This window comes from Ancalomicrobiaceae bacterium S20, from assembly GCA_040269895.1.
Lineage (GTDB): Bacteria > Pseudomonadota > Alphaproteobacteria > Rhizobiales > Ancalomicrobiaceae > Methyloraptor > Methyloraptor flagellatus.
In genome coordinates, this window is record CP158568.1 from 2887379 (window position 1) to 2900624 (window position 13246).

At 68.0% G+C, this 13246-nt stretch carries 16 protein-coding genes; 10 read left to right on the plus strand and 6 right to left on the minus strand.

Going from position 1 to position 13246, the window contains the following annotated elements; genetic code table 11:
* Nucleotides 1-49: 49 nt before the first annotated feature.
* From ABS361_13135 to ABS361_13155, 5 genes are all read left to right on the plus strand, one after another.
* Nucleotides 50-307, plus strand: a complete 258-nt coding sequence (locus ABS361_13135) for an exodeoxyribonuclease VII small subunit (protein XBY43047.1) — start codon at nt 50-52, stop codon at nt 305-307.
* A 173-nt stretch (nt 308-480) separates the two neighbouring features.
* Entirely contained in the window at nt 481-2409 is a 1929-nt protein-coding gene (gene dxs, locus ABS361_13140; protein XBY43048.1) for a 1-deoxy-D-xylulose-5-phosphate synthase, read from the plus strand.
* 156 nt (nt 2410-2565) lie between these two features.
* Nucleotides 2566-3183 (plus strand): SCO family protein, encoded by a 618-nt coding sequence (locus ABS361_13145; protein ID XBY43049.1) that lies wholly within the window; start codon nt 2566-2568, stop codon nt 3181-3183.
* Between the two features lie 58 nt (nt 3184-3241).
* Complete coding sequence (locus tag ABS361_13150; protein XBY43050.1) at nt 3242-3388, plus strand: hypothetical protein; 147 nt, start codon at nt 3242-3244, stop codon at nt 3386-3388.
* 53 nt (nt 3389-3441) lie between these two features.
* Nucleotides 3442-4185 (plus strand): TlyA family RNA methyltransferase, encoded by a 744-nt coding sequence (locus tag ABS361_13155; GenBank protein XBY43051.1) that lies wholly within the window; start codon nt 3442-3444, stop codon nt 4183-4185.
* A gap of 26 nt (nt 4186-4211) precedes the next feature.
* Here the strand turns inward: ABS361_13155 and ABS361_13160 are convergent, their stop codons facing one another.
* The gene (locus ABS361_13160; GenBank protein ID XBY43052.1) at nt 4212-4763 is read right to left on the minus strand and encodes a superoxide dismutase family protein; all 552 of its coding nucleotides are present in this window, start codon (nt 4761-4763) and stop codon (nt 4212-4214) included.
* Nucleotides 4764-4942: 179 nt separating this feature from the next.
* On the opposite strand from ABS361_13160, the gene ABS361_13165 reads away from it, so the two are divergent.
* The 5 genes from ABS361_13165 to ABS361_13185 all read left to right on the plus strand — a co-directional run bounded on the left by ABS361_13165 (nt 4943) and on the right by ABS361_13185 (nt 8191).
* Nucleotides 4943-5605 carry a TRAM domain-containing protein gene (locus tag ABS361_13165; protein XBY43053.1) on the plus strand — a complete coding sequence of 221 codons (663 nt, stop codon included), beginning with the start codon at nt 4943-4945 and terminating at the stop codon, nt 5603-5605.
* Between the two features lie 107 nt (nt 5606-5712).
* Complete coding sequence (locus ABS361_13170) at nt 5713-6174, plus strand: RsmD family RNA methyltransferase (GenBank protein XBY46895.1); 462 nt, start codon at nt 5713-5715, stop codon at nt 6172-6174.
* Between the two features lie 160 nt (nt 6175-6334).
* The gene (locus ABS361_13175) at nt 6335-6976 is read left to right on the plus strand and encodes a LysE family translocator (protein ID XBY43054.1); all 642 of its coding nucleotides are present in this window, start codon (nt 6335-6337) and stop codon (nt 6974-6976) included.
* 209 nt (nt 6977-7185) lie between these two features.
* A complete protein-coding gene (locus ABS361_13180) occupies nt 7186-7653 on the plus strand; it encodes an Lrp/AsnC family transcriptional regulator (GenBank protein ID XBY43055.1) in 468 nt (155 codons plus the stop codon).
* A gap of 115 nt (nt 7654-7768) precedes the next feature.
* Nucleotides 7769-8191, plus strand: coding sequence for a hypothetical protein (locus tag ABS361_13185; protein XBY43056.1), 423 nt, complete (start codon nt 7769-7771; stop codon nt 8189-8191).
* Between the two features lie 32 nt (nt 8192-8223).
* On the opposite strand, the gene ribB is transcribed toward ABS361_13185, so the two are convergent.
* From ribB to ABS361_13210, 5 genes are all read right to left on the minus strand, one after another.
* The gene (gene ribB / locus ABS361_13190) at nt 8224-9555 is read right to left on the minus strand and encodes a 3,4-dihydroxy-2-butanone-4-phosphate synthase (GenBank protein ID XBY43057.1); all 1332 of its coding nucleotides are present in this window, start codon (nt 9553-9555) and stop codon (nt 8224-8226) included.
* 214 nt (nt 9556-9769) lie between these two features.
* The gene (locus tag ABS361_13195; GenBank protein XBY43058.1) at nt 9770-10216 is read right to left on the minus strand and encodes a hypothetical protein; all 447 of its coding nucleotides are present in this window, start codon (nt 10214-10216) and stop codon (nt 9770-9772) included.
* Nucleotides 10217-10328: 112 nt separating this feature from the next.
* A complete protein-coding gene (aroC, locus tag ABS361_13200) occupies nt 10329-11420 on the minus strand; it encodes a chorismate synthase (GenBank protein XBY43059.1) in 1092 nt (363 codons plus the stop codon).
* Between the two features lie 136 nt (nt 11421-11556).
* Nucleotides 11557-12381, minus strand: a complete 825-nt coding sequence (locus ABS361_13205) for a dienelactone hydrolase family protein (protein ID XBY43060.1) — start codon at nt 12379-12381, stop codon at nt 11557-11559.
* A 151-nt stretch (nt 12382-12532) separates the two neighbouring features.
* Entirely contained in the window at nt 12533-13129 is a 597-nt protein-coding gene (locus ABS361_13210; GenBank protein XBY43061.1) for a histidine phosphatase family protein, read from the minus strand.
* Between the last annotated feature and the right edge of the window lie 117 nt (nt 13130-13246).

Genomic DNA, 13246 nt, shown 5'->3' on the forward strand with positions numbered 1-13246 from the left:
CCGCCGGGCGGCGTTTCCCTCTCATGCCGAGCGGAGACGACCGAATCCGATGACCGACACTGCCCAGCCGAACGCCGATGTCGCCGCCCTCTCGTTCGAGAAGGCGCTCGCGGAACTGGAAACGATCGTCGCCAAGCTCGAGCGCGGCGACGTGCCGCTCGAGGAGTCGATCACGGCCTATGAACGCGGCGAGGCGCTGAAGGCGCATTGCAGCCGGCTGCTGACCGCGGCCGAGGCGCGCGTCGACAAGATCCGGCTCTCGGCCGACGGCGCCCCGGTCGGCGCCGAGCCTCTCGACGTGGACTGAGAGAGCGGCAAGCCGTTCAACGCCGTCGAGCGCGCCCCTCCTCCCGCGACACCATCCCGATTTGCGCCGGTTTTGCCGGTGAAGTATGCGTGGGCGTGCCGCCCGTGCGTTCCCGCGGGCCGTTTGCGGCGATCCGTTCCGGCTCGCCCGTGCCCCGGAGGCTCGTGTCGCCCGTGTCGAAACCGCCCCTCACGCCGCTGCTCGATACCGTGCCGACGCCCGACAAGCTCCGGGCGCTGCCCGCCGCCGCGCTGCGCCAGGTCGCCGACGAGCTGCGCGCCGAGACGATCGACGCGGTCTCGGTCACCGGCGGCCATCTCGGTGCCGGGCTCGGGGTGGTCGAGTTGACGGTGGCGCTGCACTACGTGTTCGATACGCCGCGCGACCGGCTGATCTGGGACGTCGGCCATCAGGCCTATCCGCACAAGATTCTGACCGGCCGGCGCGACCGGATCCGCACGCTGCGCCAGCCGGGCGGGCTTTCGGGCTTCACCAAGCGCGACGAAAGCGATTACGATCCTTTCGGCACCGCGCATTCCTCGACGTCGATCTCGGCGGGACTCGGCATGGCGGTCGCGAGCGATCTCTCCAGCGACGACAACCGCGTCGTGGCGGTGATCGGCGACGGCTCGATGTCGGCCGGCATGGCCTACGAGGCGATGAACAATGCCGGCGCGCTCGGCGCCCGGCTGATCGTCATCCTCAACGACAACGACATGGCGATCGCGCCCCCGACCGGCGCGATGAGCGCCTATCTGGCGCGGCTGGTCTCCTCGCGGACGTTCCTGAGCCTGCGCGATTTCGGCAAGCAGCTCGCCAGGCGGCTGCCGAAGTTCATGGAGATCGGCGCCAAGCGAGCGGAGGAATTCGCCCGCGGCCTCGCCATGGGCGGCACGCTGTTCGAGGAACTCGGCTTCTACTATGTCGGCCCGATCGACGGGCACAATCTCGATCACCTGCTCCCCGTTCTGAAGAACGTCCGCGATGCCGGGCACGGCCCGATCCTGGTCCATGTCGTGACGCAGAAGGGCAAGGGCTACGCGCCGGCGGAGGCCGCTGCCGACAAGTATCACGGCGTCGCCAAGTTCGACGTGATCACCGGCAAGCAGGCAAAACCGAAAGCCAACGCGCCGGCCTATACGCGCGTCTTCGCCGATAGCCTGATCCAGCACGCCGCCGCCGACGACAAGGTCGTCGCGATCACCGCCGCGATGCCGTCCGGCACCGGGCTCGACCAGTTCGGCGCGCTGTTCCCGGATCGCACCTTCGACGTCGGCATCGCCGAGCAGCACGCCGTGACCTTCGCGGCCGGCATGGCGACCGAGGGCTACAAGCCGTTCTGCGCGATCTACTCGACCTTCCTGCAGCGCGGCTACGATCAGGTCGTCCACGACGTGGCGCTGCAGAAGCTGCCGGTCAGGTTCCCGATCGACCGCGCCGGGCTGGTCGGCGCCGACGGCGCGACCCATGCGGGATCGTTCGACCTCGCCTTCCTCGGCTGCCTGCCGCATTTCGTCATCATGGCACCGGCCGACGAGGCCGAACTCATGCACATGGTCGCGACCTCGATCGCGATCGACGATCGTCCGAGCGCGTTCCGCTTCCCGCGCGGCGAGGGCGTCGGCGTCGACCTGCCGCTCGAAGGCCGGCCGCTCGAGATCGGCCGCGGCCGGATCGTGCGCGAGGGCTCCAAGATCGCGATCCTGTCGCTCGGCACCCGGCTCAAGGCGGCTATCGAGGCGGCCGAGACGCTCGACGGCTATGGCCTGTCGACCACGGTCGCCGACGCGCGCTTCATGAAGCCGCTCGACCATGATCTGATCGCCCGGCTCGCCCGCGAGCACGAAGTTCTGATCACGATCGAGGAAGGCTCGGTCGGCGGCTTCGGCAGCCATGTCCTGCAGTATCTCGCCGAGATCGGCGCGCTCGACCGTGGGCTCAAGATCCGGCCGATGGTGTTGCCCGACGTGTTCATCGATCACGGCGCGCCGGAGGCGATGTACAAGGCGGCGGGGCTGGACGCGGCCGGTATCGTACGGACCGCCTTCGCCGCGCTCGGCCGGGCCGAGGCGCTGGCCGACGCCTCGGGCCTCCGTGCCTGATCGACGCCCGACCTGTGGCATGAGCGCCGCGCAGGCCGGATCGGGCACGAACCGGACTGGCAAATTTGCACAAACGGCTTACATCGGCGGCAACCATACCGGCGCCGGCTCGGCTCGACGTCGTGACCGGGCTTTGGCCGCGAGAGGACACGCGCAATGAACCTGAAGGCGATCCGGCTGTTTCTGTGGGTGATGGTCGCGGTCGCCGCGGTCGTCGCGGGGGGCTTCGCGGTCTACACCAAGTTCGGCAAGAGCGCCGCGACCGAGGCCGGGCTCTCGAAGCCGATGACCGGGATCGGCGGGCCGTTCGAACTGATCGACCAGACCGGCAAGCCGTTCACCGACAAGTCGCTGCCCGGCCAGCCGACCGCGATGTTCTTCGGCTACACGCACTGCCCGGACGTCTGTCCGACCACGCTCGGCGAGGCGCAGGTCTGGTTCAAGGATCTCGGACCCGCCGCCGACAAGTTGCGCTTCGTGTTCGTGACCGTCGATCCCGAGCGCGACACGCCGGAAGTGATGAAGGGTTATCTCGGCGCCTTCGGCGACCGGTTCATGGGTCTGACCGGCGCGGCCGACAAGGTCGCCGCCATGCTCAAGTCCTATCACGTGTTCTCGCGCAAGGTGCCGGACCCGAACGGCAAGGATTATACGCTGGACCACACGGCGGCGATCTACCTGCTCGACGCGCAGGGCCGCTTCGTCGGCATCATCAACTACCAGGAAGAGACCGCGAAGGCCGAGGCCAAGCTGAAGGCGCTGATCGGGAGCTGACGCCGATCCCGACGCGGAAGCCCTTCCGCGTCGCCACGACCGGGCCTATGATCGCACCATGACCACCGCCGAACGCCGAACCGCGCTCTTCGTCGGCGTGCCGACCGCCGTCGTCGCGTTCGGCACGGCCGGCTGGCTCTGGCTGCGCTATGGGCACGGGGTCTATCTCGACATGCTGCTCGGCGCCGTCGCGGCCTGCCTCTGAGCAGACCCGCCCGCCCTCCTCTCGAAGTCTCCCCTCAAAGTCTTCCCTCACCCATGTCCCGCCGCCGCCTCGACCAGATCCTCGCCGAGCGCGGGCTCGCGCCGAGCCGGGCGCGCGCCCGCGACGCGATCCTGCGCGGCGAAGTCCGCGTCGAAGGCAAGGTCGAGACCAAGCCGGGCGCCATGGTCGCCGAGACCGCGACGATCGCGATCGACGATCCGGCCGGCGCCTATGTGTCGCGGTCGGCCTTGAAGCTCAAATCGGCGCTGGCGCATTTCGGCCTCTCGGTCGCGGGCGCCCGCGCGCTCGACGTCGGCGCCTCGACCGGCGGCTTCACGCAGGTGCTGCTGGAGGCCGGCGCCGCGTCGGTGGTCGCGATCGATGTCGGGCACGGCCAGTTGCACGCCACGATCGCTGGCGATCCACGCGTCCGCTCGATCGAGGGGCTGAATGCCCGCGATCTCGACGACGCCCATCTCGGCTTCGCGCCGGATGTCGTGGTCGCCGACGTCAGTTTCATCTCGCTGAAGCTCGCGCTGCCACCGGCGCTGCGGCTCGCGCGGCCCGGCGCGCTCGGCGTCTTCCTGGTGAAGCCGCAGTTCGAGGTCGGCCGCGAGGCGATCGGCAAGGGCGGGCTGGTCAAGGACGAAGCGGCGGCGCAGGCCGCGGTCGAGGGCATCGCCGCGTTCCTGGAGGCCGGCGGCTGGCGCGTGCGCGGCCGCATGGCCTCGCCGATCGCGGGCGGCGACGGCAACCAGGAATTCCTGATAGCCGCCGAGAAGTCGCCTTCAGCCTGAGTTCGCGTTGGCCGCCGACGCGCCCGTCACTTCACCACGGCGCAGGCAACGCGGCCGCCGGCGCCGCCGATCGGCTGCGACATGTGATCGTCCGGCCCGGCATGGATGATGATCGAGCCGCCGGTCTCGCCGATCAGGCCGTGAGCGCCGCGCAGCGCGATCAGCGATGTCAGGAATTCGGCGCCGGCCGAGCCGTCGGCGGCGACGACCAGATTGGGCAGATCGCCCATATGCGGGCCCTTCGGATTGGCAAGGCCGTGTTCGCGGCCGGAATGGTCGGCATGGCCGCCGGCCTTCTTGAACGCGTCAGCGGCGTCCGAGCAGTCGCCGACCGCGTGCAGATGCAGGCCGTGCTTGCCCGGCGTGAGCGACCCCGGCGCGATCGCGATATCGATCAGGAGCCCGGTCGGCAGCTGCTTCAACGTGGCCTTGCCGATCGTCTTGCCGGCGGTCGACTGGAACTCGGTGGTGACGGCGTCATCGGCCGCTCGTGCCGGGGCGACGGTGCCCGAGCCCGCGAGCATCGTGACCAGAAGCGCCGCCCCGAGGGCGGTCCGGGTGAAGGCAACAGACGTCATTGGCGATCCTCCTCGTTGTCGACGGGGCTGTTCGAGCGCCTCGAATGCACCCCGTCCGGCCTCTTGTGCAGGCCGAATCCGGCCGGAGTATTTCACATGAGGCGGTCGTTGCTCTAAACCAGTCGCCACGTTCGGCCACGCGGCCGCAAGTGAACCCCGGACCGGATCGAATTCCCCTCATGCAGACCACAGAGACAGTGACCGTCGCGGCGATCGGCCACAAGGGCGACGGCGTCGCCGAGACGCCGACCGGTCGGGTGTTCGTCCCCGGCAGCCTGCCCGGCGAGACGGTCACGATCGCGCGCGACGGCGAGCGCGGGCGGATCATATCGATCGAGGCGCCGAGCGCCGACCGGATCGCGGCGGCCTGCCGGCACGTCGGCACTTGCGGCGGCTGCAGCCTGCAGCACATGGCGCCGGCGGCCTATCTCGCCTTCAAGCGCCAGTCGGTGATCGACGCTTTTGCCGACCGCGGCATCGAGGTTTCCGTTGCCGAGACCGTGCCGGTCGAGGCGCATTCGCGCCGGCGCGCGGTCATCGCCGTCCAGCGCCAGGAGGGCCGGCTGGTGGTCGGCTTCCGCGAGCGGCTGAGCCACACGGTCGCGCCGGCCGAGGGCTGCCTCGTGGTGACGCCGGCGATCGCGGCGGCGATGCCGAAGCTGGCGGAGCTGTGCGATCTCCTGACCTTCGGCAAAAGGGCGCGATCTGCACCGTGCTCGACACCGAGACCGGACTCGATCTGGCCATTGCCGAAGCCGAACTGCCCGACAAGCGCCGGGCGCAGGCGATCGAGCGGGCGATGCGGCTCGGCTTCGCCCGGCTGGCGATCGGCGGCGAGCTGATCGTCGAGGCGCGGGCGCCGCAGTTGACGTTCGGCGGCGTCGCGGTGCACCCGGCGCCGGGTGCGTTCATCCAGGCGGTCGCCAGCGCCGAAGCGACCATCGCCGACATGGTCGCGGCAGCAACGGAAGGATCGAAGCGGATCCTCGACCTCTTCGCGGGCTCCGGCACCTTCACCCTGCGGCTCGCCCGCCACGCGCCGGTGCATGCGGTCGAGGCCGAGAAGACCGCGCTCGCCGCGCTCGACAAGGCCTGGCGTTTTGCGCGCGGCCTGAAGCTCGTTTCGACCGAGGCGCGCGATCTCTATCGCCGGCCGTTCCTGCCGAAGGAACTGGAGAAGTTCGACGCCGTGGTGTTCGATCCGCCGCGCGACGGCGCCGCGCCGGTCGCCAAGGAGATCGCGCGATCGAAGGTGCCGCTGGTCGTCGCCGTCTCCTGCAATCCCGCGACGCTCGCCCGCGATGCGCGCTATCTGGTCGACGGCGGCTACCGGATCGACACGGTCGTACCGGTCGACCAGTTCCTATGGTCGCACCATGTGGAAGCCGTGGCGGTGTTCCGGCGGGGGTGAGCGGTCGTTCCCGCGTTATCCGCAGCTTCCCGTTTCGCGGATATGTGATCTTCTCGCCGTAAGCTGGTGAGCGGTTCGAGGTCGTGACTATTCTCGAAGGTGATCGCGACCTGGATGCCTTCTTCCAGGTTGCGGATGATCCTGACCCGCCGGAGCCCCCATGACCGCCTCGCCGCTCGTCGCCTCCTATTTCGCCGCCATGCTCTACATCCTGTCGCCCGGCCCCGCCGTGCTCGCGCTCGTCGGCATCGGCGCTTCCAAGGGACGCGCGCCGGCGGCCTACTTCGTGACCGGGCATCTCGCCGGCGACACGCTCTGGTGCGGGCTGGCAATCTTCGCGCTGGTCGGCGCCAAGGTGGTCGATCCGGTGCTGTTCGAGGTGCTCGCGCTCGCCTGCGGCGGCTATCTCGCCTATCTCGGCTGGCGCGGCGTGACCGCGCGGTCGGCGCGCGCCGCCGAGGACGTCATCGGCACGCGGCCGTTCCGGCGCGGCATCCTGTTCGGCCTCACCAATCCGAAGAGCTATCCGGTCGCGCTGGCGATGTTCACCGCGCTCTTCGCCGGCACCTCGCAGACGCTCGGCTTCGCCGACCTGCCGGGCCTGGTCGCGGTCGCCTTCGCGGGCTTTCTGACCGCCAATGTGATCCTGGTCTGGATCGTCGGGACCGCGCCGCTCCGGCGGCTCTATCTCACCCATGCGGTCTGGATCATCCGCGTCACTGGCGGGCTGTTCCTCGTCTTCGCGGCGACGACGATCACCGACGCGCTGCCGAAGCTCGTGCACCGGATCACCAACCGGTAAGGCGTCGGCCCGACCGGGATCGGACAAAAAAGAAGAGACCCCGCGTCGAAAACGCGGGGTCTCTTCTACAGCGGCCGGGAGTAGGGGATGGCCAGCCGCCGATGATGACAATATAGAGTACTTTTTACGCAATTTCTTGCGAAAGTGGGCAGTCTGTCACCGCTCGCATTCGTTGAATCTTTCAAGAAAGCCGCATAGCCTCGCAGTTCATGCGAGAGCTGCAGCTGGACGATCGCGATCGTCAGATCCTCAACGAGCTTCAGAACGACGGCCGGCTGTCGAATGCCGATCTGGCCGAACGCGTCAACCTGTCGCCCTCCGCCTGCCTTCGACGCGTCAACCTGCTTCTGGAGAGCGGCATCGTCGCCGGAACCCATCTCGTGCTCGACGAGAAGGTCGCGGGCTTCGCCGGTACGGCCTACGTGTTCCTGACCCTCGCGGAACAGGGTGCGGAGATCTTTCAGGCTTTCGAAACGCGGGTCAGGGCCGTGCCGCAGATCCAGGAGTGCTACCTCGTCGCCGGGCAGACCGACTACATGATCCGGGTGGTGTTCGCCGACATGGCCGACCTCGAGCGGCTGCACGCCGAGGTGATCTCCCGCCTCCCGGGCGTCGTCCAGATCCGTTCGGCGCTCGCCCTCAGAACGGTCAAGCGCACGACCAAGCTGCCGATCTGAGCCAGGCACATGCTCTAAGTCATTATTAATAAACGTATTTCTTAGCACATTTCGATTGCGGCACCCGCTCGCCCGGCTCTAGGCTCCGGCGAGATCGTTCATTGGAGGCCGTCGCATGGACCGGGTTCGGCCGCTTGTCGCTGCCGTCATCGCCGCCGTTTCGGCCGGCCTCGCCGCCGCGCCGCAGCCCGCGGCGGCCTACTCGATGCGGCCCGCGGATGCGATCGCCTATCTCAATCGCGACGGCGACGAGCGGCTCGACTGGTCGGAGATCGACTACGCCGCCCGGCGCGCCTTCGCGCGGCTCGACCGCAAGGGCGACGGCCGGATCCCGTTTGCCGATCTCGCCGACCGGCTCAACCGGCGCAGCTTCGACGCGGTCAATCCGGACAAGGACGGCACGCTGGAGATCGACGAGTGGATGGCGCTGGTCCGCCGCCGCTTCGATGCCGCCGACCAGAGCCATGACGGCAGGCTCACCCGCAAGGAGCTGGCGACGCCGGCCGGCAAGGCCCTGCTCGACCTGCTGCTGGAGTGAAGACCCCGGGGATATACCCCGGGGTTCCGACATCAGCCGGAAAGCGCTTCGTTGCCCTCGATGTCGATGCCGAAGCCCTCGATACCGATGTAGCGGCGCGGCTTCGAGGAGATCAGCCGGATCGACGAGACGCCGAGATCCTTGAGGATCTGCGCGCCGAGGCCGATCTCGCGCCACTGCTCCTGCCGCGAGGAGGCCGAGATGTGGCTCTCGGTCTCGGCTGCCGCCAGACCGTCGCGCGGCCGCTCGGCCGCACGGGCGACGCCGACCGACCCCTCGCGCAGATAGACGAACACGCCGCGCCCGCCCTTGGCGACCTGGGCGGCGACCTTGTCGATGGTGCGATTGAGCCCGAACACGTCGTCGACGACGTTTTCCAGATGCAGCCGGACCGGGACGGCGCGGCCGTCGCGGATGTCGCCCCAGACCACCGCGAGGTGGTGCATCGGGTCATAAGGCGTCTGGTAGGCGATCGCGCGCGCCTTGCCGAACGGCGTATCGATCTCCTGCTCCTCGACGCGCGCGACGAGCTTCTCGTTGCGCTGGCGATAGGCGATCAGATCGGCGACCGATACGATCTTGAGGCCATGGGCACGGGCGAACTCGGCCACCTGCGGGCCGCGCTTGACCGAACCGTCGTCGTTGACCAGTTCGCAGATCACGCCGACCGGCGGCAGGCCGGCGAGCCGGCAGAGATCGACCGCCGCTTCCGTATGGCCCGAGCGGGTCAGCACGCCGCCGTCCTTGGCGATCAGCGGGAAGATGTGGCCGGGGCGGACGAAGTCCGCCGGACCGACGTTCGAATTGGCGAGCGCGCGCACGGTGTTGCAGCGCTCCTCGGCCGAGATGCCGGTGGTCAGCCCGTGGCGGTAGTCGATCGTGACCGTGAAGGCCGTGCCGAGCGGCGCATCGTTGGCGGCGACCATCGGCTCCAGGTGGAGCCGGCGCGCCAGATCGCGCGGGATCGGCGCGCAGACGATGCCGGAGGTGTGGCGCACGATGAAGGCGAGCTTCTCGGGCGTCGCATGAACCGCCGCGACGATCAGATCGCCCTCGTTCTCGCGATCGTCGTCGTCGGTGACGACCACGATCTCGCCGGCTTCGAAGGCACGGATCGCCTCGGCCACGGACTGCTGGGACATCATGAGCTCCTTGAGGGCAAAGTCGCGGCCGGAGAGGCCGATCAGGTCGTTGGGCGTGACCTCGCCGCCGGTGGCGCGCGCGATCTTCTCCGCCGTCTCGCGCCCGACCCAGGCGCGATCATCGTTGCAGAGCGCCGTCACCGCCGCCGGCGACAGGCCGACACGGCGCGCAAAGGCGCTGCGGGTTTCATTGTGCTGAGAGAGCCATTGGTCGAGACGCATGAGGGCATGCTAGAGCCGAACCGCATTCGGCGCCAGCGAATTCATCCTGCGTTTTCAGCATTACTGAAAGTCAGTGAACGCCAGTGTCGGGGAGACTCTATCAGAGGCCCATGAGGCGGGCGCCAAATCAGCCTCTGAGTTGTCCACCGAGCCAAATCCGACCGTTGCAGTATTCAGATTGGTTGATCCTAGGGAAGATGTTTTCGCTGATACGTCAATTTGGCTCTCGATGCTTCTCCAGGAACTGAAAGCTTTCATATCTGAGCTTTTCCTCTGATTTTGTAAGGGCTATTTCTTCAAGATCAGGCATCCGCCCAGTCAAACCACGAGCGGCGAGTTCAACAACCCGCGCCAACGACCTTGTACACCGAAGCGGCTGCCCTTTTACACATCTAAAATCAACATTAATTTTCAACATATATTCTACTACTTCGTCATCCGTCATCTCGTAATCAGTTTCCAATTCGCCATCAGAAAAATACGCGCTAGCTTCATCCAAACTTATTCCAAAATTCCGAAACGCAAACTGGTCGATACAAGATTCTGATCGAGGGCTAATCTCGCCGGCCCTTCCGCTATAGAGAATGAGACTGCTCTCAACATCCAAGCATCCCGGAAGATCTCGGATGGCAAGAAGCTTGGCCTTAACTTTCACATTCATCATGAACCTCCCCCGCTCCACACGCAGGCGTATCCATGTAGACCCGCCAAGGAATACACGAACTAAAGAGGAACATAAAGGGTTCATAAAGCGTATTCGCGGAATTTTTGTCTCAGCGGCCCGTCTGCCCCCGGTGGCGCAGGAAATGGTCCGCCAGGACGATCGCGAGCATCGCCTCACCGACCGGCACCGCGCGGATGCCGACGCAGGGGTCGTGGCGGCCCTTGGTCAGGATCTCGGTCTCGGCGCCCGACTTGTCGATGGTGTGGCGCGGGGTCAGGATCGACGAGGTCGGCTTGACCGCGAAACGCGCGACGACCGGCTGGCCGGACGAGATGCCGCCCAGAATGCCGCCGGCGTGGTTGGAGCGGAATTCCGGCTCGTGATTGCCGCCGGCATAGATCTCGTCGGCGTTTTCCTCGCCGGTCAGTTCGGCGCTCGCGAAGCCGGCGCCGATCTCGACGCCCTTGACCGCGTTGATCGCCATCAGCGCGGCGGCGATATCCTGATCGAGCTTACCATAGAGCGGCGCGCCCCAGCCGGCCGGCACGCCCTCGGCGACCACCTCGATGACGGCACCGATCGACGAACCCGCCTTGCGGATGCCGTCGAGATAGTCCTCCCACAGCGCGGCGGCCTTGGCATCCGGGCAGAAGAACGGGTTCTCGTTCACCTGCTCCCAATCCCAGTTGGCACGATCGATCTTGTGCGGGCCCATCTGCACCATGGCGCCGCGGATCGTCACGCCGGGGATCACCTTGCGCGCCACCGCGCCGGCCGCGACGCGGGCGGCCGTCTCGCGCGCCGAGGAGCGGCCACCGCCGCGATAGTCGCGGACGCCGTATTTGGCGTCGTAGGTGAAATCCGCGTGGCCGGGGCGGAACTTGTCGCGGATGTCGGAATAGTCCTTCGAGCGCTGGTCGACGTTGCGGATCATCAGCGAGATCGGCGTGCCGGTTGTGACCGGGCCGCCGGTGCGCTCGTCCTCGAACACGCCCGACAGGATCTCGACCTCGTCCGGCTCGCGGCGCTGCGTCACGAAGCGCGACTGGCCGGGCTTGCGCTTGTCGAGGAAGCTCTGGATCTCGGCCGCGGTCAGGGCAATGCCGGGCGGGCAGCCGTCGACGACGGCGCCGAGCGCGGGTCCGTGGCTCTCGCCCCAGGTCGTGACACGGAAGAGATGACCGAAAGTGTTGTGCGACATGGGATCGGGCGCCGGCTCCGGAAGGACGAGCCCGCGCGTTGTGTGTTGGTCGCGCAAGCCTTTTCCGACCGGATCATTGTGTTCCGGCCGGGCCTTGCTCTAGGCCAAACGGGGCCGGGCGTCAAAGCCGATCGGCTCAGCCGAGGTTCTTCTTGAAGAAGTAGAGCGTCCGCTCCCACGCGGTCGCGGCATCCTCGGCGTCGTAGCGGGCGCCGGTCGGGTTGGCGAAGGCGTGGTCGGCCTCATACCAGTAGACCGTCAGCCGCTCGGCCTGCCCGGCCTCGCGCATCGCCTTCTCGAAGCCCGCGACCATCTCCTGATTGATCGACTTGTCCTGCGTGCCGAAATGGCCGAGCACGGGGCCGGCGAGCGTCTTCAGCTCCTGCGCGGAGCGGCGGACGTTGCCGTAATAGATCACGGTCGCGTCGACCGGCGTCGCGATCGAGGTCTGCAGCGACCAGCCACCGCCGAAGCACCAGCCGACGGTGCCGACCTTGCCGGTCGAGCGCGGATGGCCGCGCAGCCACTGCACGGCGGAGACGGCGAGATCGGCCGCGGCGGCCTGGTCGATCCCGCCGACGAGCTGCTGGGCCTGCTGGGCGTCCTGGGCGACGCGGCCGCCGAACAGGTCGATCGCGAGCGCGACATAGCCCTGGGCGGCGAACTCGGCCGCGACGGCCTTGATCTGGTCGTTGAGGCCCCACCATTCGTGGAACAGCAGCACCACCGGCGCCTTCTCGGCCGCCGGCAGCGCCAGCGCGCCGGTCACCGTTCGGCCACCGGCGGAGGGGAAGGACACGGTCTCGACGCGATCGGCGGCCGCTTGGGCGAGGGCGCGATCGGCAAGCACGGCGGCGAGCGGCAGGCTGGCGATGCCGGCCAGGAAGCGCCGGCGCAACGCGTCGGGGACGATGATCGGCGGCAGATCCGCGTGATGACCGCAGCCGTCCAGCGAACACATGACTTGATCTCCTCCCGCGCGGCCGGGTCAATCGCCCGGCATCTGTGCACGGGGCGCACTCTTAGAACATTTCAGGGGGCGGCGAAAAGGCCGAAAGCTCTAGGACTTTGACTTTCCGCGCGTTCCGGAGCCTCGACAGGGGCGCCTTGCCTCAGCGCCAGACGCCGTCGGTGCCGGTCCAGACGTAGAAGCGATCCTGCGGCACGAACAGTTCGGCGAGCGCCGGATCCCGTTCCGTCTCGATCACGCCCTTCAGCGCCCGGAACACGCCGCCGTGCGAGACGATCACGAGGTCGCCGCGGCTTGCTGCGAGCCAGCCGCCGACCCGCTCGGTCAGCATCACGTAGCTCTCGCCGTTCGGCGGCAGGAAGTGCCACTTGTCGGCCAGGATCGCCGCGTGCGACGCGGGATCGGACACGGCGATGTCCTCGTAGGTCAGCCCCTCGAAGTCGCCGTAGGAGACCTCGCTCAGCGCGGGCGTCGTGGCATAGCCGGAGACATCGAGCCCGAGCTGCCGGCGAACGATCTCCATCGTCTCGCGAGCGCGGGCGAGCGGGCTGGCGACGAAGGTGAACTCGGCGGCCGTGCGACCGCGCGCCTCCAGTTCCTCGGCGAGCGCCCGGCCGTTGCGGGCCGCCTGCTCGCGGCCGGTGGCGTTGAGCGGAATGTCCTTGGAACCCTGGAGCCGGCGAGCGGCGTTCCAGTCGGTCTGGCCATGGCGAATGTGGATGATGGTGCGCGGCGACATCGGAAATCCGGCTCGACGATCAACCAGCCAATAGCCCGGCGTGACGCCGGCGGCAACCGGACGAACCGCCGCGACCCCGGGCGTCTCGCATCGGCACCGGCCGGCGACGGAACGCCT

Coding starts and splice junctions, on each gene's coding strand:
- ABS361_13135 (XBY43047.1), top strand. CDS start 50: ATGACCGACACTGCCCAGCCGAACGCCGATGTCGCCGCCCTCTCGTTC.
- ABS361_13145 (XBY43049.1), top strand. CDS start 2,566: ATGAACCTGAAGGCGATCCGGCTGTTTCTGTGGGTGATGGTCGCGGTC.
- ABS361_13150 (XBY43050.1), top strand. CDS start 3,242: ATGACCACCGCCGAACGCCGAACCGCGCTCTTCGTCGGCGTGCCGACC.
- ABS361_13155 (XBY43051.1), top strand. CDS start 3,442: ATGTCCCGCCGCCGCCTCGACCAGATCCTCGCCGAGCGCGGGCTCGCG.
- ABS361_13160 (XBY43052.1), bottom strand. CDS start 4,763: ATGACGTCTGTTGCCTTCACCCGGACCGCCCTCGGGGCGGCGCTTCTG.
- ABS361_13165 (XBY43053.1), top strand. CDS start 4,943: ATGCAGACCACAGAGACAGTGACCGTCGCGGCGATCGGCCACAAGGGC.
- ABS361_13170 (XBY46895.1), top strand. CDS start 5,713: ATGGTCGCGGCAGCAACGGAAGGATCGAAGCGGATCCTCGACCTCTTC.
- ABS361_13175 (XBY43054.1), top strand. CDS start 6,335: ATGACCGCCTCGCCGCTCGTCGCCTCCTATTTCGCCGCCATGCTCTAC.
- ABS361_13180 (XBY43055.1), top strand. CDS start 7,186: ATGCGAGAGCTGCAGCTGGACGATCGCGATCGTCAGATCCTCAACGAG.
- ABS361_13185 (XBY43056.1), top strand. CDS start 7,769: ATGGACCGGGTTCGGCCGCTTGTCGCTGCCGTCATCGCCGCCGTTTCG.
- ribB (XBY43057.1), bottom strand. CDS start 9,555: ATGCGTCTCGACCAATGGCTCTCTCAGCACAATGAAACCCGCAGCGCC.
- ABS361_13195 (XBY43058.1), bottom strand. CDS start 10,216: ATGAATGTGAAAGTTAAGGCCAAGCTTCTTGCCATCCGAGATCTTCCG.
- aroC (XBY43059.1), bottom strand. CDS start 11,420: ATGTCGCACAACACTTTCGGTCATCTCTTCCGTGTCACGACCTGGGGC.
- ABS361_13205 (XBY43060.1), bottom strand. CDS start 12,381: ATGTGTTCGCTGGACGGCTGCGGTCATCACGCGGATCTGCCGCCGATC.
- ABS361_13210 (XBY43061.1), bottom strand. CDS start 13,129: ATGTCGCCGCGCACCATCATCCACATTCGCCATGGCCAGACCGACTGG.